At 36.8% G+C, this 24344-nt stretch carries 24 protein-coding genes; 18 read left to right on the top strand and 6 right to left on the bottom strand.

Going from position 1 to position 24344, the window contains the following annotated elements; genetic code table 11:
• Positions 1 to 70: 70 nt before the first annotated feature.
• The 3 genes from PYV58_RS03505 (at position 71) to PYV58_RS03515 (ending at position 1821) form a co-directional block, all read left to right on the top strand.
• Positions 71 to 871, top strand: a complete 801-nt coding sequence (locus tag PYV58_RS03505) for a hypothetical protein (RefSeq protein ID WP_034616009.1) — start codon at positions 71 to 73, stop codon at positions 869 to 871.
• Between the two features lie 102 nt (positions 872 to 973).
• A complete protein-coding gene (locus PYV58_RS03510) occupies positions 974 to 1468 on the top strand; it encodes a hypothetical protein (RefSeq protein ID WP_034616005.1) in 495 nt (164 codons plus the stop codon).
• Positions 1469 to 1518: 50 nt separating this feature from the next.
• On the top strand, positions 1519 to 1821 hold the full coding sequence (locus PYV58_RS03515) for a putative quinol monooxygenase (protein ID WP_016539416.1): 303 nt from the start codon (positions 1519 to 1521) through the stop codon (positions 1819 to 1821).
• A gap of 4 nt (positions 1822 to 1825) precedes the next feature.
• Here PYV58_RS03515 and PYV58_RS03520 read toward each other — a convergent pair whose 3' ends face one another.
• The gene (locus PYV58_RS03520) at positions 1826 to 2044 is read right to left on the bottom strand and encodes a DUF6500 family protein (protein WP_034615994.1); all 219 of its coding nucleotides are present in this window, start codon (positions 2042 to 2044) and stop codon (positions 1826 to 1828) included.
• A 193-nt stretch (positions 2045 to 2237) separates the two neighbouring features.
• On the opposite strand from PYV58_RS03520, the gene PYV58_RS03525 reads away from it, so the two are divergent.
• Positions 2238 to 2426, top strand: a complete 189-nt coding sequence (locus tag PYV58_RS03525) for a hypothetical protein (protein ID WP_004723829.1) — start codon at positions 2238 to 2240, stop codon at positions 2424 to 2426.
• 48 nt (positions 2427 to 2474) lie between these two features.
• On the opposite strand, the gene PYV58_RS03530 is transcribed toward PYV58_RS03525, so the two are convergent.
• Complete coding sequence (locus tag PYV58_RS03530; protein ID WP_034615993.1) at positions 2475 to 2774, bottom strand: hypothetical protein; 300 nt, start codon at positions 2772 to 2774, stop codon at positions 2475 to 2477.
• Positions 2775 to 3094: 320 nt separating this feature from the next.
• Here PYV58_RS03530 and apbC point away from each other — a divergent pair, with 320 nt between their 5' ends.
• Positions 3095 to 4345: an iron-sulfur cluster carrier protein ApbC gene (gene apbC / locus PYV58_RS03535; RefSeq protein ID WP_004723826.1), complete on the top strand. Its 1251-nt coding sequence runs from the start codon at positions 3095 to 3097 to the stop codon at positions 4343 to 4345.
• 327 nt (positions 4346 to 4672) lie between these two features.
• A complete protein-coding gene (locus tag PYV58_RS03540) occupies positions 4673 to 5551 on the top strand; it encodes a 5'-methylthioadenosine/S-adenosylhomocysteine nucleosidase (RefSeq protein ID WP_034615991.1) in 879 nt (292 codons plus the stop codon).
• 28 nt (positions 5552 to 5579) lie between these two features.
• Here PYV58_RS03540 and PYV58_RS03545 read toward each other — a convergent pair whose 3' ends face one another.
• On the bottom strand, positions 5580 to 6131 hold the full coding sequence (locus PYV58_RS03545) for a DUF2062 domain-containing protein (protein WP_004723820.1): 552 nt from the start codon (positions 6129 to 6131) through the stop codon (positions 5580 to 5582).
• Between the two features lie 456 nt (positions 6132 to 6587).
• On the opposite strand from PYV58_RS03545, the gene PYV58_RS03550 reads away from it, so the two are divergent.
• The 3 genes from PYV58_RS03550 to PYV58_RS03560 all read left to right on the top strand — a co-directional run bounded on the left by PYV58_RS03550 (position 6588) and on the right by PYV58_RS03560 (position 9566).
• The gene (locus PYV58_RS03550; RefSeq protein WP_004723817.1) at positions 6588 to 7181 is read left to right on the top strand and encodes a LysE family translocator; all 594 of its coding nucleotides are present in this window, start codon (positions 6588 to 6590) and stop codon (positions 7179 to 7181) included.
• 139 nt (positions 7182 to 7320) lie between these two features.
• Positions 7321 to 7890 (top strand): dCTP deaminase, encoded by a 570-nt coding sequence (dcd, locus tag PYV58_RS03555; RefSeq protein ID WP_004723815.1) that lies wholly within the window; start codon positions 7321 to 7323, stop codon positions 7888 to 7890.
• Between the two features lie 329 nt (positions 7891 to 8219).
• Positions 8220 to 9566, top strand: coding sequence for a hypothetical protein (locus tag PYV58_RS03560; RefSeq protein ID WP_034615990.1), 1347 nt, complete (start codon positions 8220 to 8222; stop codon positions 9564 to 9566).
• 133 nt (positions 9567 to 9699) lie between these two features.
• Here the strand turns inward: PYV58_RS03560 and PYV58_RS03565 are convergent, their stop codons facing one another.
• Positions 9700 to 9846 carry a hypothetical protein gene (locus PYV58_RS03565; RefSeq protein ID WP_004723812.1) on the bottom strand — a complete coding sequence of 49 codons (147 nt, stop codon included), beginning with the start codon at positions 9844 to 9846 and terminating at the stop codon, positions 9700 to 9702.
• Between the two features lie 470 nt (positions 9847 to 10316).
• On the opposite strand from PYV58_RS03565, the gene PYV58_RS03570 reads away from it, so the two are divergent.
• The 5 genes from PYV58_RS03570 to PYV58_RS03590 all read left to right on the top strand — a co-directional run bounded on the left by PYV58_RS03570 (position 10317) and on the right by PYV58_RS03590 (position 17858).
• Positions 10317 to 11705, top strand: a complete 1389-nt coding sequence (locus PYV58_RS03570) for a hypothetical protein (RefSeq protein ID WP_004723810.1) — start codon at positions 10317 to 10319, stop codon at positions 11703 to 11705.
• Between the two features lie 261 nt (positions 11706 to 11966).
• Positions 11967 to 13523 (top strand): hypothetical protein, encoded by a 1557-nt coding sequence (locus PYV58_RS03575; protein WP_051671064.1) that lies wholly within the window; start codon positions 11967 to 11969, stop codon positions 13521 to 13523.
• Between the two features lie 16 nt (positions 13524 to 13539).
• Positions 13540 to 14292, top strand: coding sequence for a DUF6160 family protein (locus PYV58_RS03580; protein ID WP_004817710.1), 753 nt, complete (start codon positions 13540 to 13542; stop codon positions 14290 to 14292).
• Positions 14293 to 14313: 21 nt separating this feature from the next.
• Entirely contained in the window at positions 14314 to 16803 is a 2490-nt protein-coding gene (locus PYV58_RS03585) for a DUF6160 family protein (protein ID WP_034615987.1), read from the top strand.
• A gap of 95 nt (positions 16804 to 16898) precedes the next feature.
• Positions 16899 to 17858, top strand: coding sequence for a DUF6160 family protein (locus PYV58_RS03590; protein WP_034615984.1), 960 nt, complete (start codon positions 16899 to 16901; stop codon positions 17856 to 17858).
• Positions 17859 to 17955: 97 nt separating this feature from the next.
• Here the strand turns inward: PYV58_RS03590 and PYV58_RS03595 are convergent, their stop codons facing one another.
• Positions 17956 to 19671 carry a proline--tRNA ligase gene (locus tag PYV58_RS03595; protein WP_034615981.1) on the bottom strand — a complete coding sequence of 572 codons (1716 nt, stop codon included), beginning with the start codon at positions 19669 to 19671 and terminating at the stop codon, positions 17956 to 17958.
• A 249-nt stretch (positions 19672 to 19920) separates the two neighbouring features.
• Positions 19921 to 20562 carry a hypothetical protein gene (locus tag PYV58_RS03600; RefSeq protein ID WP_004723804.1) on the bottom strand — a complete coding sequence of 214 codons (642 nt, stop codon included), beginning with the start codon at positions 20560 to 20562 and terminating at the stop codon, positions 19921 to 19923.
• A 284-nt stretch (positions 20563 to 20846) separates the two neighbouring features.
• Between PYV58_RS03600 and pilG the strand changes: the two genes are divergently transcribed.
• The 4 genes from pilG to PYV58_RS03620 are packed head-to-tail and all read left to right on the top strand — an operon-like array spanning position 20847 to position 24276.
• Positions 20847 to 21230 carry a twitching motility response regulator PilG gene (gene pilG / locus PYV58_RS03605; protein WP_004723803.1) on the top strand — a complete coding sequence of 128 codons (384 nt, stop codon included), beginning with the start codon at positions 20847 to 20849 and terminating at the stop codon, positions 21228 to 21230.
• A gap of 25 nt (positions 21231 to 21255) precedes the next feature.
• Positions 21256 to 21624 carry a response regulator gene (locus PYV58_RS03610; RefSeq protein WP_004723801.1) on the top strand — a complete coding sequence of 123 codons (369 nt, stop codon included), beginning with the start codon at positions 21256 to 21258 and terminating at the stop codon, positions 21622 to 21624.
• Between the two features lie 3 nt (positions 21625 to 21627).
• Complete coding sequence (locus tag PYV58_RS03615) at positions 21628 to 22164, top strand: chemotaxis protein CheW (RefSeq protein ID WP_004723799.1); 537 nt, start codon at positions 21628 to 21630, stop codon at positions 22162 to 22164.
• 42 nt (positions 22165 to 22206) lie between these two features.
• Positions 22207 to 24276, top strand: coding sequence for a methyl-accepting chemotaxis protein (locus PYV58_RS03620; protein ID WP_004817697.1), 2070 nt, complete (start codon positions 22207 to 22209; stop codon positions 24274 to 24276).
• The last annotated feature ends 68 nt before the right edge of the window (positions 24277 to 24344 follow it).

Here is a 24344-nt window from a genome sequence, read left to right on the forward strand (position 1 = left end):
ATATTCTTATATATGCCAATTCATTATTATAGAATGGTGTATTCGTGTATTTCCCAAGAGCAATAAATCTATGATTGATGATGAATATTTTGATGATGACCAGCCTGTAACCCGTATTCCACAAAATCAAAATAGTAAAAATCTGATTGAAAAAAATATTCTGAAACAAGCTGAACGCTATTTTGCAGATATTTCTGAAGATGAACATCAGTATCTTATTGAAACACTCAATGGGTTTGCTCAAGAAGAGCCTTATTTTGAAGTTTTAGCCAATCAATTGGATCAGCCTGTGGGGGCTAAAATTGCCAATGACGCTCTCAATCTATTGCATTTTTGGCAATTGATACATGAAGCTGAGGATATTGCTCAGTTTAATCTTTTAGATGTGATCAACAGTGCGTTTTTTCAGTCCGAGATGTTTAAAGCTTTTGATCAATTAGCACTGGGTGAGCAGAAGTCACAATACCAAGCTGTGTTAGAACAAAGCTTTAAACTCTATCAATTAGAGTTGTATGCGGGATGTATTCCATTGCTTTATGCCCAATTGGAAGGTTTGTTAACGGCTGTTTTAGTTCAAAATGGTTATTTAAAACAACAGGACACCAAGTTTATTGATGTCTATAAAATCGTTCCTGGGTTAAAAGGTCATGAGATTAAAAGTTTGTGGCATAAAGCTAAAATTGCCAATGAATTGAATCATTATTTTTTAGAGTTGGCTGCTTATAAGATGGATAGTAGTTCAACGGTGAGTATGACACGGCATAACATTCTACATGGTACGGATTTGAATCATTTTAATCAGGGTCGCAGTTTCATATTGTTTATTTGGCTATTTGCGGCAGTCAGTTTTATGGGAAATGTCCGATCATAAAGTTCGAATCGTGATGATTCTTCACCTAAACTTCACATCCTAATCAAACACACTACATTTTAATTTTAGAAACTAACACCAAGATCGAAGAAGGAGAAAATCATGCGGTCTTGGTATGTATTTGTTGCTTCAGCATTTGCAAGTTTAGCTGCTGTTCTCAGTTTAGTTGTGCCATTTTGTCTTTTTCTATATTTTTATCAGGGCGATTTATTTATTTCAGCTTCTGAACGAACTTCAAGCCGAGGCATGGAAGTCGTATTGTATTTAACTCCATTTTTACTGCTGGTCGGGTTTTTTAGTTACACAGTTATTTTTAAAGTATTTAAAGTACCTCAAAAAATCATCGAAACAACACAGATTATAAAATCTATAACTTTGATCTTTATCATGATGCTAAGTTTTTTATTCTTAGTTTTATGTTTAGATGGTGCTCTATCTAGTTTTATCGAGGCATTGAGTTATTTAATCTTCGTTTATTTACTGTTATTGCTCCCGTTTTGTATCGGTCTAGTTCTCGGAAATGCAGTTTACTTCATTTTATGCAGAAAATTTAATGCGCAGAATATGTTTAGAAAACAAGTACATCATTGGGTTTAAATTTGCGTTTCATGTTATGTTCGAACTTCGATATCAATAAGAAATTACCTATGCTTAAACTGATTGCCGAAGACTTTATCCAAGTGGATAAAATTGATTTAGTTTTACCTTTATATCAACAATTAGTTGAGCAAACTAAACGAGAAGCGGGCTGTATTGCCTATGATTTATATCATGATTTACGCAATACAGGGCATTTTGTATTTATTGAGGAATGGGTGGATCGAGCTGCTTTAGATGCCCATGTTCAATCCTCCCATTTTCAGGATTTAGTCCCGAAAATTGATCAACATAGAAGACAAGACGGAATTTTTACCCATATGCAGCATTATGATGAATTGTTTAAAAAATGAATATTTAGCATTCATCTTCAATCATTTTCTTAATTTTGATTGCCTTTTCAAAATGATCAAGCTGATGGGTTTTAATCCACCATTCTGCCACTTGCATTAAGGTTTTTGGGTCATCATTTTTATTGGCAAAGAATGCATAAAAAGATAAACCAACATCATCTCCCTTTTTAGCAATTTTATCATTACAGACTCGGATAATTTTTTCTTTCATTAACTGTTGCATTCGATAAGACTCAGTGTTTGTTTTAATTCAATGATTTTCAATCAATCAGAATAGGCTATTTTATTCATTTTGAAACAAAAAAACACATCGCTACAAACTGTGTATGAATTGTTAAAGAAATGCATCTTTTTACATTTTATGGAGTTTCAGTTGTTATAACTAGGTTGAGACTTAATTAAATAGGAAGAAAATCATGACAAATTTAGACGATTTAAAAAACAAAGCTTCTGAAGTAATTGATGATGTGAAGTTAAAAGCCAAAGAAGCAAAATTAGGTGCTGAAAAGGTTGCAGATGACCTCAAACATAAAGCAAAAGAAACACTGCTTAAAGGTGAGCAAGCTGTAAATGATTTGAAGCACAAAAAAGATGATGAAAAGTAATTTGAATAATCACTGAACAGCGCCACGCTGTTCAGTGATACTGTTTACTTAAGGTTCTTTACGAATCCACTCAATTTCACGAATCTGATTATTCACTACCGTAAAAGTATAAGTTACATTCTCAATCTCATAGATATAGTTGGATACGGTAACCGTCGTTTTACCTTCTTTACGCTCATAAGTGTTCATTGAAATTGGAGATTGACCAATCCGTGTCGACATTTCCGTCAAACTATCACCTACAGAAACCAGTTGTCCTGAAGATGTCCGCACCGCAGTTGTAGAGGTTCCAGCAAAAGCTGAACTCGAAATGATTAAAGAAAAAACTAAAAATAATAGAGACTTCATAGACCTACCTTATTATTGTCAAAAATTACACAAAGTTGTTATGACCCAATGTGACTATAGCTATTTTTTATCCAGTATTTGTATGGGAATTATGAAGACAGCGTTTGTCATAGCAAACTAAATCGCAAAAACTAAAAGTTCATTCTGAACAAGGAGATAAAATGATTAAATGGATTATTTTGGATGCTAAACCAACTAAATCAGTAGGATTAATAACAACATTCAAAAAGCTGAATAGAAGTTTGCTTAACCTCAGGTCAATTTACAGTTAAACTATCTGTTCTCAGTATTTATTGTATTTGCAAATTTGGAGCAAATCTATGTCGTGGCTTTCTTCGCTTAAATCAGTTTTTTCTCCTGCGCAGGAGGTGAAAGAGGAAGAAGTCCAATCTGTTTTGCAAAACTATATTTTGCCAAATTCAAATGTCTTAAAAGATCGTATTACTCAAGTGAATGTTGTAGGCCGAGTATTACAACTGACAATTAATACTTATCCTGAAGAGGCAGATCATTTACAAAAAATTCATGATGATCTCGCCGATGCATTGGAGAAGTGCGGTATTCAAGAGTTGAATCTGCATGTGATCCAACAAAAAATTCAACATGATTCGAGTTGTGGCAGTGACCAACATGGAAAAGCAGGGCATAGTTGCGCTTCAAAGCCCAAAGAGCAACATCCTAATCTTCCTCCAGTTGTCGATGCTTCTGCTAAAATGGCAAATACACAAGAAGATCCTAATAATCCACCGATTCAAAAAGCAGCACCACAACAACGAGATATTCCGAAACACCCTCGAATTCAAAATGTGATCCTTATATCATCGGGTAAAGGTGGTGTGGGTAAATCAACTACCACAGTAAATATCGCATTGGCTTTGCACAAACTAGGCTTAAAAGTCGGGGTTTTGGATGCTGATATCTATGGTCCAAGTATTCCAACAATGCTGGGGAATGCTGGACAAACACCTAAAATAGAAGGTGAAAATTTTGTACCATTAGAAGCTTATGGTATGGCGGTACTTTCAATCGGTCATTTGATTGGAAAAGAAAATACACCAGTTGCTTGGCGTGGTGCAAAAGCCACAGGTGCATTGATGCAACTGTTTAATCAAGCGCTATGGCCTGATTTAGATGTTCTAGTCATCGATATGCCACCTGGTACTGGTGATATTCAATTAACCCTTGCCCAGCGTATTCCTGTAACAGGCGCTGTGATTGTGACAACACCTCAGAATGTAGCCCTGATGGATGCTGTGAAAGGAATTGAACTGTTTAATAAAGTACATATTCCAGTTATGGGTGTTGTGGAAAATATGTCGACACATATCTGTTCAAACTGTGGTCATGAAGAACAAATTTTTGGTACAGGTGGCGGCGATCAATTGTCTGAGCAATATAATATTCCGTTGTTGGGACGATTGCCTCTAAATGTTCAAATTCGTGAAAATGCTGATGCTGGTAAACCTTCTGTGATAGCAGGAGATGTTGCTGCAGAAAACTATATGGCTATTGCTGAAAAAATTGCACAAGCTTTACCTAAAGCCGAAAAAGATCCGCATAGAATTTTCTAAGAATTGATCTCTCAAGCGTCCTCTCTTTATTTTAACCATTGAATTAAGGAGAGGATGGTTGAGAATGAATCAATGAAATATTTAAACTTACTCGATAATAAGATTTTATATGCACTGCCCATTTTCAGTATCCTCAAAAATCAAATAATTAATGCTAAATATGAAGGGTATGGTACAAACGATGTTAAGTTAATTAAAGTTATTCTTAATTCAAAAATAAAATTTAAATCGCCTTCTCTTAACTATCTGTATAAAAATATAGAAAATTGATCAACTGGTATATTCATTGCTTAGGTATAATTTCTAATTTAAACCATTGAGTAGACCATGCTATTAAAAAAAATCTTATGTGCTTTAGGAATCTGTAGTTCGGTGTTCTTGGCTGCATGTAATGATAGTGATTCAGATAAAACCAATTCTAATTCAACGACACAGAAATCATTGCAACCCATCATTATTCAAGGTGCATTACCTGTAGAATCTGAGCAAATGGCCTCAAAACTAAGCAATTCTACAGTCGAAACGTTCGGTGGTTGGACGTTTTGGAAAGGAACCTATCAAGGTTATCCGGTGATTATCTCTAAAACAAGAATGGGAATGAGCAACTCTGCTGCCGCAACAGCAATTGCGATTGAACGTTATAAACCCATTGCGATTATTAACCAAGGAACATCAGGTGGACATGATCCAAATCTTAATGTCTATGATATTGTTTTAGGTCGTTACACCACCAATATTGGTGCGTTTAGAACACCTAAAAAAGCAGTTGGAGAGGGTTCAAATTCTCTTGAATGGACAGAAGCTTTTGATGTGCTGCCTACGGATGAGTCTGATCCTGAACCGATTGCGATTCGTAAATTTGAAGCAGATAAAGATCTGTTATTGGCAGCGCAGCGTGCAAAAACCAATTATAGCAAGGGCCGTGTGGTTGAAGGTACTATTGGTTCAGCAGATGTTTGGAACAATGAGTTGGACCGAATTGCATTTTTCCATAAAAACTATGGCACTTCTGTAGAGGAAATGGAGGCGGCATCTGTGGCACAAATTGCCAGCCAATATAAAGTACCATTCCTTGGTGTTCGTATTTTATCGAACAATATTACCAATGGGGGCGCATATGACCCAGGTACTGGAGAAGCATGCCAGCATTATGTTTTAGATGTGGTTGTTGAATATATGAAAGCTAAACAAGCCGCTTTAAAGTAATTTTTTATCAAAATAAATTGGAGTTTGCTTAGAGAGTTTTGGGCTGTTTTTTACGGTTATTCCACTTTTTAATCACGCTCCAACGCCAGTAAATACGTGTTGCAATAAAGAGTAGCGATGCAAATACAAATGCTTCAATAAATAAACCTGTCGCAAGAATTTTGGCTAGGCTAAAATCAATATGCCCATGCCCAAAGTTTTTGATCCAATGAATGATTTGATGGAAAACACCGAGTAACATTTCCTTATTGATCATATGCACATGATAAATTTTGGAACCAATCCAAAAGGCAAAAATCAAAATTGGCACAATGGTTAAGGGATTCATGATCCAAGCTAAAATTAAACCAATCGGTAAATTAGCTTCAAAGAATAATACTGAAAAAATAATTAATAAGGTGTGGAATGGAATAGGCAAGATACCCCAAAAGGTACCAATAAACATTGCCTTAGAAATTGATTTTCGATTGACATACCAAAGCTGAGGACTTAAGGCTTTATCGCCAAAAATCTTCATGAATTTCAAATTGTTGACTCGCTCTGGACTAGGGAGCCAAGACTGAAAAAAATGCTTTGCCATAAAAGTAGAAAATGCAAGAAAGGTAACTATTGTGCATCAATGTAGATAAAAACGACAACCTTTCTGACAAAAAACCTAATGAGTAAGAGAGAAATATGGATAAAGAATAGTCAATAAAACTGAAAATTTACTTAAAAAGCCCTTGATTCGTACCAAAGATGGCCTTTAACGGAACTACTTGGTATTTTACCGCTAATCAGTGTGCTATTTGGGAATAAACTTACTGATTTAAAAGGTATTATTATTGATTTTAAAGTTTGATTTTGGACATAAAAACAGCATTTCTTCGATCAGTGACTTTGCAGTTCTTATCTGATTTTAAGTTTTCAAAGCATTGAAAATAAAATATATTTTTATTTAGGGTAATGTTCTTCAATAAGTTCTCTTACAATTAATTTTTTGCCAATTCAATTTAAAAGATTTAATCTGCGATCAATCCATTGATGAGGTCATTTAATGATTTCATGGTTTTTTATTGGCTTGGTGGTGACGATTCTTTTGACACCAGGACCAACCAATACGCTTTTAGCATCTTCTGGAATTCAAGTTGGAATTCGAAAATCTCTTGCATTAATTCCAGCGGAAGCGCTTGGCTATCTTATCTCCATTACCATTTGGGGATTAATTATTGGATCTGTGTCTAAACAGTTTCCAAGTGTACCCGTTATTCTTAAATTATTTAGCGCAGGTTATATTTTATTCCTGGCTTTAAAATTATGGCGTACAGCAAATCGAGATGAAAACTTTAATCATGCGACAATTCGGGCGCGTGAGTTATTTTTTGCAACCCTTTTAAACCCGAAAGCACTTCTCTTTGCTTCTGCAATTTTTCCAACACATGTATGGCAAAATGCGTCTGCTTATACTTCACATATGTTGGTGTTTTTATTATTAATCGTACCGATTGCATTTTTTTGGACATTTATTGGTTCTGTGATTTGCAGTAATAAAGTGACTTGGCTCAATCAGCGTAATATGCAAAGAACTGCGTCTTTAGTTTTAGTGAGTTTTACTGTACCACTGAGCTACTCAGCACTTTTAAGCCTTTAACAATCGATTATAGTTAAACTTAAGTTTGTACGTTTACTTACAGACTTGGGTTGCTCTATTTCGTCATAAACATTCCTTTCAAAAGCAATTTCAGTTAAAGTACAGCGCAGTAAATAGCACAGTTTTGGGATAGAGATAAATGGCAATTAAGTCTGATCGTTGGATTCGTGAAATGAGCGAAAAGCACGGTATGATTGAACCGTATGCAGAAAACCAAGTGCGTTATGATGAACATGGTGAAAAGCTAATTTCTTATGGCGTATCTAGCTATGGTTATGACGTACGTTGTGCACGTGAGTTTAAAGTCTTTACCAATGTTCACTCTGCCATTGTCGACCCTAAAAATTTCGATGAGCGTAGTTTTATCGACATTGAATCTGATGTTTGTATCATCCCTCCAAACTCATTTGCGTTAGCACGCACTGTTGAATATTTCCGTATTCCACGTAATGTTTTGACGATCTGCCTAGGTAAATCGACTTATGCACGTTGCGGTATCATTGTAAATGTAACGCCACTTGAACCTGAATGGGAAGGTCATGTGACATTAGAGTTTTCAAATACGACGAATTTACCTGCGCGTATTTATGCCGGTGAAGGTGTTGCTCAAATGCTGTTTTTTGAATCTGATGAAGTTTGTGAAACCTCTTATAAAGATCGTGGTGGTAAATACCAAGGTCAGGTTGGGGTAACCTTACCTAAAGCTTAAATTAAAAATGAGCTGAAAGAAGCAAGTGTAAATCACTTGCTTTTTTTATGTATATATCAACATGATAAATATGTTTAATATATTATTTTTCAATAAAAATTTTTAAATTAAATCATAATTAAACATAACCAAATGAGATTTAAATGTATTTAAAATTATTGTTTTTTATCGGAAAGTGTAAAAAAATCTCGGTATAAATTTTAATCTATGATATAAAAAGATGCTAAATATAAATATTATTTATATCATTTTATTTTTTCAAGATTCGAAGGATAATTTAGCGTTGGTATAAAAATAAGGTCAAGCTTTGCTAAGGATGGAAGCGTACAATGTTCGAAAGAAAATATTTAAGTGTTGTATTACTAATATTGAGTGTTTTAGCAATGAGTACGACTCATGCTGCGACTTTACAGGCATTGACTGACGAACAATTGTCAGAAACGACAGGTCAAGCACTCATGAGTTTGACTTATATTGCACCAACAGATACTGCGAATTTAGAGGCTCGCCGCACAGGTGGGGATAGTACTGTTGGGTTTTATAAACTAGGTTTAGAAGCGACTGTCGAATTAAATGCAAATATCAAAAAACTTCAATTAGGTTGTGGTGGTACCAATGGAAGTGGTGCTTGTGATTTAGATTTAGATAGTGTTTCTTTTGGTTGTATTACAGGGGCAGCAGGCTATTGTATTACATCTGCATCAACAAACCCGAATCAACCTACTGGCATTGATAGTAATAATGCCATTAGTAATCAAAAGAATATGAAGGATTTTGTCTTAACAAATCCTTATTTTCAATTTGCAATTAAAAATCCTAATAGTGCCTCTACTCGAGAAGTTGTTGGTATACGTATAGGAGCAGAAAAAGCAGAAGGCCCATTATCTATCGGTAATTTAAATAGTTTTAGTGGATATTTTACAGGAAAGGCAAATTTAACAATGTTAGGTGAAACAAATGTTTCTCCTGTAACCTCAACAACCTGGAATTCAAGAGCGATATCAACACCTAGTGCTTTTCTAGGATTGGATGATGCTACAATTTTAAACCTAGGTTTAGCTTCAGTAAAATATAGTGAAATTACCGCAAATTATTCAACTGTAAGTAGAAATGGTTTAGCTGTTTCTGTCGTTGGGAACCGTGTTAGTCAAGCAAAAATAATAGGTTTGGACTTAAGTTCAGTTGTAGATGATATTATAAATGGTACTTCAACCACTTCAGCATTGGAGTTAAATACCAGTAACTCTTGTGTAAGGATTATTGGTATTTGTTCTGGATCTTTTGGTGCAAATATTGGTAATGCTTTATTACCAGTGTTAAGAGGTGGTATTTCCGATTATATTAAACAACAGTTAGCAACAGGATTAGGCACTTCTGTTTCGGGATTGAGCACTTATCAAATGCCTTATAATTTAAGTAACGTGCATCAAATAGATGTGAATTCAAATACCTTTGGTATTGCTCTATCTGCACAAAATTTACAATATCCTGATTATGCAGCAGCAGTGAGTAAAGGTTGGAGTATGTATCTTCAAGATGCTTTTACGCTTAATATTTCAGATAAAGTAAGTAATCTTGTGAGTAATATTGCTTCAAGTTCAAATGCGAAAGATGGAAATATTACTTTATTAGAACAGCCTTATCGTAATTGTTATGGTTCATTAAAATTCTGTTAATTTTTTATTGGTTTATAGTGACTTCAAAATAAAAGGACTAAGCCCTGTGCAGTACAGGACTCAGTCCTTGAAAACCCCTTAATTAATCCGTCCAACTTATAGGGGGTAGATCATTCAATGGGTTTTTTATAGTTTAAATTGTATTGCCACAGATGTCTGTCGTTCCAACTGGATAGGTGAACTGAATTTGTGTTTGAGTTGCATCAAAATCATAACTACATGCAGCCCAACTGCTTATACAGATTGAATTTATCATTAAACCGAATATCATTCTTTTCATGGTGTATTCCTTTTTATTTTGAGATTTTACTATAAAGTTAAAATGGAATAGATTTGAAAATATCCGATAAAAAGGTTCAAAAAATTTAAATATTAAATACTTGCTTTAAATAGATTCATTTTAATTAAAATGTTTGAACTATTTTATATCTATCTTTGATTTTTTATTTATATTTGAATTTAAATCGTTTTTTATTCTTGAAAATTTCTATAGATGTTTTTTCATGTGTTTTTATGCTATTTGGTATTTTGGTTTATTAACAAAAATTACAGTCATTTTGTCGGAAATTTAACCTATATTTAAAAACATTATGATAGATTAATCACATTATATTTCTCTATTGAAAACTAAAATACATTTTCATAACAGTAAGAGCCTAAATTTTATGAAGTTTATCTAAGATTAGGTTTGATTATTGGAACAATAGAGTTTCACAATTTTGAACATAATCTAAGGATAAGGAGATGTTCATGCTTAAAATAAAGGCTTTGTGTGCAACACTTTTTTCATTCAGTGTTGTTGCAATATCTGCTGTATATGCACAGTCTACAACTTTAAAAAGTATGTCTGATGAGCAACTCTCTGAAACGACAGGTCAGGCTTTAATGAGTTTGACTTATGTTGCACCCACCGATTCAGCAAATATGGAAGCAAAACGATCAGGTGGAGATAAAAGTATTGGATTTTATAAATTAGGTTTAGAAGCTGAACTTGAATTAAATGCCAATATTAAAAAATTACAGTTGGGTTGTGGTGGTGTAAATGGAGCAGGGAACTGCGACATTGATATTGATAATTTAGGTCTAAGTGGCTTAGGAAATTCTGCAACATCAAATACAGATAGTACTTCTGACCGAGCTGCCCGTGTAGGGTCAAGTGCTGTTTTAACCAACCCTTTTATTCAATTTGCCATTAAAAATCCAGGAAGCGCTTCTACACGACAAGTCGTGGGAATAAATTTAAGTTCAGAAAAAGCAGTGGGTTTGCTGACGTTTGGTACAGAAAATAGCGGTACAAAAAATGGAATTAATTCCTTAAGTGGGTATATGAAAGTCGCCGCAACTACGGGGACTGCTTTGGTCAATGGTTTTGGTTCAAGTTTAGTCTCGGGAGAAACTGCCAGAAGACAGTTGATACAGTCAGATGGTTATAATGCAATTAATGGCCAAGCATGTTGTGCTCTTTTTTTTATCCCTATTGGTTTTACGACAACCGCATATAATTTAAATTTACGAGATAAGGCAACGGGCAGTAATATTTTAAAAGGTGATTTGTCTTTACTGGAACAAGAGATTACAGGAAAACGTATCAATAGTGCGACTTTAAAAGCCAGTGCATTGGTACGAGATATTGATTTAAGTGGTAATATTATTGCAAGAGCACTTGGTGTTATTAACTTGGATAAAGAAACCAGTGGCACAATTCAAAACTTGAATGTGGATGTGACTATTAATGAAGATTTGGGTTATTTTCATAAAGCCAGTTTAAATGGAACACCCGCATCATTGTCATTGCAAGGACAAGATATTCAATGGACTGGAAATAAATCAGTTGCACAAAAAGGTTGGTGGTTAGAATTTTCCAATCCGATTGATATTGGCAAGATTGATCCAACTGATCGGGTCGATATTCCTAAAGCCACATTAAATGAAGTGATGAATCAGGTGAGTACTTATTTAAATGATAAACCAGTACAGTGTGGTAGTTTAGCCTTGGAAAATTGTCTTTTTGGGAGTGCAATCCCTCTAAAAGAAGTGGATTTGAAAGATGCGACTAGACCGAGTATGACATTAACGAACTTGCAACTAGCTAAACAGGATTTTACTCCAAACTGCTATGGCTCATTAAAGTTCTGTTAATCAAATACTTATTATGTTTTGGCAGTAATTATGCTAAACCTTATGGCGAGTTTATTGCTTAAAAAGATTCATTTGTCGGAAATGATAGATTTTAACCAAAAAAACTTTGTCATAATTAAAAAAATTACATAGTATGAAGTGTGATAGACATAACAAAACTGTATAAACAAGGATATGTGTTTTTGTGCAGTTTGAAGTCGGAAATTAAAGAAATAAAATAAAATATGGTGCGGAGCATCGTATAACACAGGAAGGTCGTGGATGACTACACTCAATTATACGGTAAAATTTCATAAAACCGTTTTGGTGAGTTTCATTGGTTTATGTTTAAGCCAATCTTGCTTCGCACTCGAAGAAATGTCTGATGAAAAGTTAAGTGATACCACAGGCGAAGGTATTGCCTTATTGCCTAGAGACACTTATATGGTTTTTCAGGGCGCTGGAGTAAACCAAACTCAAGATACTGTGCTTACAAATCGTAGTTTAGACACCGGCTATATCTATTATGTTCCTGTGGGACCATTATCATCAATCGTTCAAGATACCAATAAAGATGGTGTTGTGAATGCCAGTGATCATTCAGTCGGGAAAGCTGATTTATATCTATATGGTTTAGCGTTGTCTAAAAATGCCAGCAATAATGCCAACCTTAGATTGGATGCGGGATCAACCAATGGCGTAGCGAATGCTGCGATTAAAAGCTGGGGAACTGCAACCAACCCTTGGATATTCAATGTAAAAACAGACCTCAATGTACCTGACTTTGGTGCAGGTGCGGGTTCTGTGACATATTTAAATTTTGAAGCGCCGTTGTATGAAAATTTATATTCATTTGCTGCTGATAAGAAAACAGTGACGACCAGTGCTTTTGTCAATGATGTCGGTGGGGAAGATGCATATAACCTTAAACTTGCATTTTGGGCAGATGGTTTTGTACGCGATCAAAGTAAGGCAGACAAAGATCCAAATCAATTTAATTTAGGTGAGGGGTTTAGTACCACTGCAACAGGTCGAGCAAATCGTATTCGCTTGCAAGGTATCTTTAACGGTTTTGGATTAAATGGCAGTAAAATTCAATTATTCCAAACACTCGGTGGCGCTACAAATACGGGTGGTATGAGTGCTTTTTATAACAATACTTTAGGTTTGGCTGGTGTTATACGATTAAATAGTGGTGATGGTTCAAAGTTATTGGGAACATCTACAGCAAACTCATGGACTACTCCAGCGAACTTGATGAGCCATGTTTTTAGGATTAGCACTCAAGAATGTGGAGTTGGTAACTTAAATGGTTGTACCACACCTTCAGCGCAAGACATCTTATCGACTCCAGCAATTAATGGCGGAACAGCACCGACTTTTTCAGATAAAGAAGGTATTTATATCTATAATTTGAATACCAATTTGGTGCTTGGTTCATTATATCAGCCTTTGATTCTCGGATCTGATGGAACAAACTTTAGTATAGAGCTGGCTAGGATCCCAAATAAAGAATCAATTTATAAGAAGATCTATACAGATTATACAGGGGCGGATACTTCATATACAGGCTCCACTTGTAATGTCTATAACTGCGGCACAAGTTCAATAGCAGGTTATCAAGGCAGTTCAGCAACACACAGTAGTATCAGTATAGGGACTGTTTATAGTATGGATGCAGGGAAGACTTTACTTGCAGATAAATCAGCAGGGGCTGTAGGGGTTTCATTTAATCAATTAAATAATGCCACCAGTTCAAATGCACAGAATAACTTAGGATCTGCCTTGATTGATGGAATGCTGATTCAGCATATGAAAATAACCACCAAAGGCCTATAGGATAGGAAGAAATATAATGAAAAAAACAGTACTTCTTATTTTAACCAGTTTGGTGAGTTTTCATTTGGCAGCGATGGAGGCTTTAACTGATTCAGACATGCAGCAAGTTGAAGGGCAAGCTGGTGCCGATTTATCTTTAAAATTGGTACTGAACCAAATTAATGCAAGTGATTCATATTACACCACAAATAATGCCTATAAGTTTGATAATGGTACTGGCGGTATTTGTGAGAAATTACAATTTTGCCATTTGGCATTGTCTGTCAATAATCGCTATGTTGATGCAAATGGTTTAGCCAGTAGTACTGAAGGGAATAAACTTTGGGTGGTCTTTAAAGGTGTACAAGGGACAATTAATATTCAGAAATTGGGTTTGGACGGTGTTGATTTGGTCTATAAAAATACCACTGCTATGCAGATGATCAAGCCCGCAATTCAGTTATCTTTTGATGCGAATCAACCGATTCAAATTCGTAATTTTGGCTTCAACTCTCTTTCTATCGAAAAAGATGATTTCACCAGTAAGACCAATCCAGATGGAACAGTTACAGAAAATTCATCGGGTGCAACGGAAGGCCAGTATGGTTATTTAAAAGCCAATAAATATGTAGCAAAACCTCAAACAACGGGTGCTAATGGCTCAACGGCAAATAATTATGATGTCGGTCGAGAAACAGGCTTTATGGGTGTACAAATGAACGGTAATCTTGTTCTGCAGGGCAAGCTGATGATGTTTAGTTGTGATTCTACAATGAATAAGCGTTGCTAAAATAAATCTGAGGGTTTAGGGATGAACATTAAAAAACAACAACATGGAAAAAGATTTATTTTAAATACATTGGCTTTGAGTTTGTTGGCTATACATACACCTGTTTATGCATTACAAGCTTTGGATGATAGCGATTTAAGAAACGTAAATGGCCAGGATGGCGTACATATAGAGGCAAGCTTAAAAGAAGCCAATATTAAAACATTATACTGGACAGATCAGGCGGGTCGCGCAGAAGCAGATGCAACCAGTCAAGCGCTCGTTGCAACTGCAGATACGGTTAAAATACAACAGAGCAATACTTCTACAGATCCATTAAAAGCAGATATCAAGCTTAATATGGGAACTGTTGCGGGCAAAACTGGAGTGAATTTAGATTTATCACTCTCTCCTATGCTGATGACCGTCGATTCATTTCGTGTTTGTGATAGTGATCCAAGTGGAGCGCGTTGTAGTGCAAAGTTGGGTAATTTAGCGGTGCAGACGGCTTCAAATACCAGTATTGGATTAAAAACAAGCAATGGGCTTTTAAGTAAAACAGATCAAGTCGAGCTAACTTTAGGGCTTCAAAATGCCAACATCTATTTAGGCCAAAGCAGTGCTACAAATCAATTAAATCAACTGATTTTAAAGAACTTTAACTTTAACTTTAAAGGAAAAGGTTTTGCGTTTATCGATGCAGCTGAAGGCTTTAAATTACAAACGAATTCTGGAAGTAATATTGCGGGTGCAAATCAGGCACCAGATACGAACTATGGTTATGTGGATTTAACCCGTGTGGTTGATCCAGCTTCATTAAAGGCGGGTTTTATAAACACAGGCAGTTATGGAAATGGGACTTCCACAACCAATGCGGGTTTAAATCTTGAAATTATGGTGAATAATAAAGGCACCAATCCTACATCGCTTTATGATGTCGATAGCTATAATACCCCAACAGGTGCTAAAGGGTTGATTCGCGTAGGTGCCAGTGGGCGTATGGTGAATGGTTCATTGCAATTTCGTGGTGTACAGAATGCCAGTAGTTTAATTGGTTCTGCTGTTAATTCGAGTGGTGCAGACACTGGAAAAGATATTGTTGGTGGTTCAGGTATCGCATTTCGTATGAAGACGGATTTCACCAAAGAAGGTGACACCATGCTTGCTGGTGGCGGCGATGCAACAACTTTGGAAATTGGTGGTGCTGGATTAAATAGTTACGGTTTTGAGTTTGGTAATTTAACCGGTTTACAAAAGGGAACGCGTGCTTCTTTTGACACAGGAAATGTTTTTTTAAATCTTACCGACTCTAAGCAAGTTACGATACCGGTAAACACAACCTTCCAAAATTCAAGTTTTGGTAATGGTCAGGCTTTAACCAATTTAAGTGATTATAAACAAGATATTTATACGACCCTATCAGCGGGTAATCGCCCTTATGCTGTGGTCGCTTCAATTCGTGGTGGGGAGTTCCAAGCCATCTCTAGACGAGGGCGATTTACCACTGCCGCTGGTGTTGCTGCTGGTAATTTATTTACCGAGAGTGGTTTAAATAATCAGTGGGGGTTGGCTTTACCTTTTTATAACTTAAATGCCAATTTAGCCATGTATGGCACAACAGTTGATGCTGATAAAGCTTATTACTATTCAGCAGATGGTACGAAAAGCAGTGTTGCAGCTACAGCGGGTACACAAACCTCTAGACTCGGTTTTTCTTTAGGTTTAAGTACAGAGGGGGTGGATAAAAGTGGTACAACTAAGCTTGGCAATAAAACAACCTCGATTTTGGTGATTGATGGTGGTCAGGTAAAAAATGATGCAGGTGTTCCGATTGCCGGTACCTCTAAAGACTATTATTTAGGTTTAAGAAACATCGATATGTTGCTGAAAGGCAATGGCAGTATCGGGGTGGAAAACGGAAGTTTAAATTTAAGTTTAAAAAATATGTTGGTGGTGATGGCAGCTGAAGTTGCGGCAGGTTATTTACCTGGAACAACCTATGCATCATGTGCAGGTGGTATTGCAACAGCAAGCGTCGCTTGTGGCAATAAGGGAGCATCTGATTCCAATAATTTCGCCAAAAGTGATGATGTGTTGTTTGGTCTAAAACTTCGCTTTGGTGGTGATATGGATTTGTCACTTATTCCAAATAGTGAAATGAAAGCGGATGGTACAGGCAATCGTTTAACTGTGGTCGGTGATTTAAAATTAGCAGCTACAAATAACACCATCCAGATTAGTGATCCTGTCAATGGTTCTATACTCGGTTTAGATAACTTGACGGGTGATATTCGCTTTAACAATGCTATTGTGCTCAGTAAAAACTCAACGAGTGGAACTGGTCAGGTTGGATTTAATGCAAGTTTACAATTTAATCCAACACAGTCAGTCGGCGGTGTATTTAGAGCGAGAGATTTAAACTTCTATCCTCCATCTATGAATGGGGCTTTAGTTTCGGGTGCACGCTTAGGTGAAATTGCGTTGACAGGAGGTCGGTTGACCAGTGAATTTAACATTGTTCCTCGGAATTAATGCGTTATTGGTCGGCTAGTGCTTTTATCGTACAGAATTTCTGATTAGACTGTGATGTGGTAGGCAGTATATAAATTTTCCTAAGGATTAGGATAATGAAAAAAAATAGAAACCTAGGATGTATATCATTATTGATACTGAGTCCAATTGCGCTGGCAATGGAACCTATGGATGATCAAAGTCTTTCCCAAACAACGGGGCAAGATGGGATGAATGTTGGTATAAATTTGAGTAAAGTTCAACTCAATCAAATTTCAATTATTGATCGTGACGGGTTAGGCTCAACTGTGAATGATGCAAATAAAGCATCGCTGGTTCTTGCTGGTAAAAGTGCTGGTACGCTTGCTGACCAAACTGTTGATATCACTTTTCTAGGCGCTTCAAATACCCCAACGATGAATATAGTCATGGATACCGATGGGGGCGCTACAGGTGGAGCAAGTGGTAAACCTTTTGCCAATATCGGAATGAGCTTTGCAAGTAATATTACGGGGATTAAAGTTTCACCATTTGCGCTTTACTTGGCTGGAGCGAGTTCATCTTCAGGGCCTGCTGGATATCAATCTATTTTTACAGGTACCAGTGAAAAATCCGATGTCATTAAATTTTTAAAACTGAATGATGGTTTTGATATCAACTTTGCTGCTGCCAAACCCACCATTAATTTACAGTTAGGTAATGCACCTCAAGGGCGTATGATTGCTTTTGGTGGCGCAATTCAATCGATTTGTGGTACGGGATCAGGCTGTGCTATTGCACTTTTATCTGATGATAGCGATATTGGTGCAAATTTTAACTTCCAATTAACTGGAACAGATAAGGTCAATGGTTTTTCATTAAACGGTTTCTATGCTGGCGTTGAACCAACAGGTTTTGTCTTTGGTAATACGGGTGAATCGAGTAAGTTTGATCTGGGTATCAATCAGATGATTATGGGAACGAGTGGGGCAAGTGCGGCAGGGACTTTTAATGGTCTGCAAAATGGCTCGATGGGGAACTTTGGGGCAATCGGAACATCAGTTACAGATTTAAAAGTCAAAATTAATGGTCTGTAATGATGGTCTATAAAATACCAAAGCATAAAAAACCCTATAAGTTGTGTGACTTATAGGGTTTAGTTTATTTCAGGGCTTTTTTAATGCGATTGAAAAGTTACTTCACTAATTTAGCCAATAACTCATCTTTGCTTAAATTTACAGATTCGGCATCTGTGCGACCTTTATACTCAAAAGTATCTGCATCTAAGCCTTTTTCACCAATGACAATACGGTGAGGAATACCTGTTAATTCCAAGTCAGAGAATTTAACACCAGGACGCTCATTACGATCATCCAGTAATACATCATAGCCTGCAGCTTGTAATTCAGTATAAAGCGCTTCAGCTGCTTCAAGTGTACGTGGAGATTTTTGTGCATTCATTGGCACAATTGCAACTTCGAAAGGGGCAATTGCAGATGGCCAAATGATACCTTTCTCATCAAAGTTTTGTTCGATCGCGGAAGCAACTACACGGGTTACGCCAATTCCATAACAGCCCATTGTCACCACTAATGGTTTGCCGTCATCACCCAAAACTTTACAGCCGAGTGCTTCTGAGTATTTGGTACCCAATTGGAAAATATGACCGACTTCAATACCACGTTTAATTAAAATCGTGCCTTGACCATCTGGAGATGGGTCACCTTCAACCACATTACGTAAGTCAAAAACTTCTGTAAATGTTGCATCACGGTCCCAGTTGATACCAGTGGCATGCTTATCTACTTCATTGGCACCCGCAACAAAATCTGAAAGCACAGAGGCTGCACGGTCAACAATCACAGTTAAGCCTTTCTCAACCAGTCCTTGTGGTCCGCAGAATCCTGCAGTTAAACCAAGAGCATTGAGTTGAACATCTGCTGCAAATGTTAAAGGTGCGGCAATCAGTGGATGCTTTTCAGCTTTAATTTCATTGAGCTCATGGTCGCCACGCAGGAATAACGCGATTACAGGAACATGACCCTTTTCATCAGCAATACCTTGTACAAGTAAGGCTTTTACCGATTGCGCTGGATCTGTATTTAAAAATGCAGAAACATCAGCAATGGTTTTTTGATTTGGTGTGTCTACAATTTTTAGATCTTGGCTAGGTGCTGCGCGCTCACCAGTCAATACTGCTTCAGCCATTTCAACATTGGCCGCATAGTCAGATTCGGTTGAGAAAGCGATATCGTCTTCACCACTTGATGCAAGTACGTGAAACTCATGTGAACCTGAACCACCAATCGATCCTGTATCTGCTTGAACAGGGCGGAAGTTTAAACCTAAGCGGGTGAAAATTCGGCAATACGTATCGTACATAACATCATAAGTTTCTTGTAATGACGCTTGATCGACATGAAAAGAATAAGCATCTTTCATAATAAATTCACGCGAACGCATCACACCGAAACGTGGACGAATTTCATCACGGAACTTAGTTTGAATTTGATAAAAATTCATTGGAAGTTGTTTATAACTTTTTAATTCATTGCGAGCCAAATCCGTAATGACTTCTTCATGTGTCGGACCAAGAACAAAGTCATTGCTATGGCGGTCTTTAAAACGCAACAGTTCTGGGCCGTATTGTACATAACGACCAGATTCTTCCCATAGTGAAGCCGGCTGCGTCACGGGCATTAATGTTTCCAAAGAACCTGCACGATTCATTTCCTCACGAACAATCGCTTCAACTTTATTGAGCACACGTACACCCATCGGCAACCAAGTGTATAAACCTGAAGCCAATTTACGGATCATCCCAGCACGTAACATGAGCTGATGTGAAATGACTTCAGCATCGTTTGGGGTTTCTCTTAACGTTGCAAATAAAAAGCGACTCGCGCGCATGGAAACTGTCCTAAAATTTTTAGATTTAAAGGAATGATTATACGATAAAAAAATACGATAAAAAAATAAGCTGAACATTTTTAATGATTGTTTAAATTGAAAACTTTATATTCTTATACTGACGATACGATCAGAGCTCGGTTTTAACTTGAAATTAGCCGATATCGTGAAAGGTTGTTTAAATCATTTATATTGTTTTGTTAAGTTCTTATCAATAATAGAGCCAAGGAATTCCGAATTAAAAGGTGATTATTCAAGTTTTTTAAGGCGGTTAATAATATCATCATAGTAGGTTTGTGTCTTGCGGTAGTTGTCTTGTAGGCTTCCAATATAATTCTTTGTTTTATCTATGTTTTCAGAATTGTATTTGATCCGATCTTTGAGTGTAACAGGAACAGAGTTACCTTTGCGGTAGTATTCCATTTCTTGTCTTTTAAGTATAATACGATCACTTTGAAGCTGTTTAAGTGTTTGGTTTTGTAGCGTTATTTGTTGTTTTATATTGCTTAGAAGTTCATTTCTTTTGTTGACAGCGACAGATGAGTTGCCATAAGCACGCTTTAAGCGCGCATCTTGTTCTAATTTACGCATTTCAGATGCGCGTGATGTCGATTGCTGTAAATCTTTTTCGACATTATAAGCATGATTACGTTTGATCACTTGCATGTTGCGATCAAGCGCTTCATAACCATTTTTTATGTGTGCTGGGGTGACCGAGGTGCTGATATTAGCCACCCCATTTTTATCATAATATCGATACCATACCGCTTTAGCTTGAGGCGTATCAGCATAGACCGATAAAGTACAGATGAGTAAGCTGACTGAAAGGGCGGTATTGCATATTTTTTTTGTTTTTGACGCTATATTTTGGTAATAGATTATTCTATCCATTTAAAGTCTACCATCCCCAAAAAATCAATGTAAGTTATATGATTTTGAAACTATCTTTGGTCATTTTATGTGGTTACAAAATTTTAATAAACAATTAACTTCTAAAAAAAAGCAGAATATTTTTTTTTATGTGAGATTTACTGTGTTTTACTGTTTGAAGTGAGATTTCCGACAAGAAATGTTCATTGATAAAGTGAGTTAATATATGTTAAAAAAACATGATTAATTGTAAAAATAAATCTGTACAGCACAATTCATTCCAAGCTTACGGAAAGGGGCATTAAATGGACGATAAATTTCAAAATCTAAAAGTCATGGTGATCGATGATTCTAAAACCATTCGTCGTACTGCTGAAACATTATTACAAAGAGAAGGTTGTGAAGTTGTCACTGCTGTAGACGGTTTTGAAGCCTTATCTAAAATTGCTGAAGCAAATCCAGATATTGTTTTTGTTGATATCATGATGCCTCGTCTGGATGGCTATCAAACCTGCGCTTTGATTAAAAACTCCCAAAATTATCAAAATATTCCAGTCATCATGTTATCCAGTAAAGATGGCTTATTTGATCAAGCAAAAGGTCGTGTTGTCGGTTCAGATGAATATTTAACAAAACCATTTAGTAAAGATGAACTATTAAATGCTATTCGCAATCATGTGACTGCTTAAATGAACGGTTAATTTGGGGGAAATAATGACAAAAATTTTAATAGTTGATGATTCACCAACAGAAATGTTTAGATTTAAAGAAATTCTAGCTAAGCATGGATTTGAAGTGATTGAAGCAACCAATGGTGCAGATGGTATTACACTGGCGCAAGCTGAATTGCCGGATCTTGTGTTAATGGATGTTGTTATGCCTGGTGTAAATGGTTTCCAAGCGACTCGTCAGATCGCACGTGGTGCAGCCACCAAGCATATTCCAATTGTGATTGTAAGTACTAAAGATCAAGAAACCGACCGCGTTTGGGGAAAACGTCAAGGGGCTTGTGACTACTTAACCAAACCGATTGATGAGAATCAGCTGATCAGTACGATTAAGCAACATCTACAAGCAGGATAATGTATGGCAGCAAATGGATTTATCGAATTACTTCGATTGTCTAAGCGAGGAAATAAAAATTACGCTGACAATGAAAATGAAGTAAACCGATGGTCAGGCATTGCATTTGAAATGATGGGGCAATATTTTGTTGCGCCTTTGGGTGAGGTTTCAGAAGTTATTTATCCGCCAAAATACACACCCGTTCCCAATGTTCAGGGATGGGTGAGAGGTTTAGCGAATATTCGCGGACGGTTATTGTCAGTTTCTGATTTGGCTTTTTATTTAACGGGGCAAAGAAGCCAATTTCTACCTACTCAAAAAGTCTTATGTATTAGTCATAATGACCACTATGTTGGTCTGATCGTAGATCAGGTTTTGGGGATTCAACATTTTAATAAAAAAGGCTTTTTTTCTAAAAACAATCAATTAGAAGAAAACCTTCAAACCTATTGTCAGGGATATTTTCAGCAGCATAATCAGGCTTGGAATATATTCTTGTTTAGTCGTTTGTTAAATGATCCTCAATACATGAATGCATCAGAAAAATTTATAAACTAGCTTTGACGCCTAATGAGAGTTAAGCGAATCGGGAGAAGCTGAATGGGCTTTAAACTAAAGAAGAAAAATACAGGGGATACTGCTCAAAAAAGTAGTTCAGGCGTATTAACCAAAACCAAATCAAAAATTGATGAATTTGCTAAGTTGTTTGGGGAAAGCGACAAATCAAAGCCATTTATTCAAATGGCAATTGCCAGCATCATCGTTGCGATTATTTTGCTTTTGGTTCTATTCTATACAGTTCCTCGAAATAACGACTTAACTCGTAGCTTGGGTGAATTAAAACTTTTATCACAGACCTTATCACGTCAAGCAACTGAAGCCACCGCATCGGGTTCGAAAGACTCAATTGATGCTTTAGTTGCATCGCAAAAGAAATTTAAAGAAAACTTAGATGTCGTCAAAGATATTCATGCGTCTTCAAAACAAGTGGAAGGCGTTGAAAAAACTTGGAAACAAGTTTCTGCTGATATCGACATGATTGCGACACACCAAAAAATCATTAACCAATTATATGACACCAACATTGCTGTTGCGGATGTGATCCCAGGCATGCAGGCGGAATATAACGCAATGGTTGACCAAATGGCACGTGACAACATGTCAAGTACTCAGGTTGTTATCGCGAAAAACCAAGTATTCCTTGCAGAACGTATTTTACGTTCTATTGGTTCAGTATTAAGTGGTTCGGATAATACCCGTGCTTCAGCAGACGACTTTAATGCGGATACTGAAACATTTGGTACGTATTTAAATGCGCAACTCAATGGTAGTGCCGATTTAGGTGTAACACGTATTGATAAACCTGAACTACGTGAGTCTTTAGAAAGTATTAAAGCGGATTACAATGAAATTGTGCAATTGGCATCAACTTCTGTACTAAAGAACTCTGATCAGATTTTTAAAGTACGTCAGGCATCGTCAGACATCTTTGCGCAATCGGATAATTTATTAAAAGGTTTGGATCGACTTTCGGTAAATACTGGTGTGGGTACGATTTTACCTGCATTGATTTTACTTCTTGCGCTCGGCGCATTCTTATTTGCTGTATTTAAACTTCTTGGTTTACGTAGTGAGTCAGATAAAGTTCGTGTAACACGTTTACAAGACGAGTATGACCGTAACCAGAATGCGATTTTACGTTTACTTGATGAAATTGCTGATTTGGCAGATGGTGATTTAAGTTCGTATGCAACGGTATCGGAAGACTTCACTGGTGCAATTGCCGATTCGATTAACTTTGCGATTGACCAATTACGTGACCTAGTATCTCGAATTAATGACACTTCTCAAGAAGTTGCACAATATACGCAGAATACCCAACAGATTACTAACCAGTTGGCTGAAGCTTCTGAGCATCAGGCGCAAGAGATTGCAGGGGCATCAACAGCGATTAATGAAATTGCACAGTCGATTGACCACGTATCTGCAAATGCTGCTGAATCAGCAGAGGTAGCACAGCGTTCCGTACAAATTGCATCAAATGGTGCAGATGTAGTAAACCGTTCAATCGAAGGTATGGATACAATTCGTGAGCAGATTCAAGAAACTTCTAAGCGTATTAAACGTTTGGGTGAATCTTCTCAAGAGATTGGTAACATCGTATCGCTGATTAATGATATTGCCGACCAAACCAACATCTTGGCATTAAATGCAGCAATTCAGGCATCTATGGCAGGTGAAGCGGGTCGTGGTTTCGCCGTGGTTGCGGACGAGGTACAGCGTCTTGCTGAACGTTCAGCATCTGCAACCAAACAGATTGAAACACTGGTTAAAACCATTCAGACCGATACCAACGAAGCCGTAATTTCAATGGAACAAACCACCTCGGAAGTTGTGCGTGGTGCGAATCTTGCAAAAGATGCGGGTGTTGCCTTGGGTGAGATTCAAACAGTATCAAGTAACTTGGCTGGTTTGATTGAAAGTATTTCTGAGTCGGCGAAATTGCAGTCTGCTTCAGCAGGTCATATTGCAAATACGATGAATGTCGTACAAGAAATTACTTCACAAACCACTGGTGCAACATTTGATACAGCCCGTTCGGTTTCTGAATTGGCAAGTATGGCGGATTCATTACGTCAATCAGTTTCAGACTTTAAACTGCCTGACTAAAACGATTGATACTTTATATATGTGCAATATCGACTGTAACAAGTGGCTATTGCACAGAATGGAACGCC

The sequence above is a fragment of the Acinetobacter sp. TAC-1 genome, from assembly GCF_029025845.1.
Taxonomy (GTDB): domain Bacteria; phylum Pseudomonadota; class Gammaproteobacteria; order Pseudomonadales; family Moraxellaceae; genus Acinetobacter; species Acinetobacter guillouiae.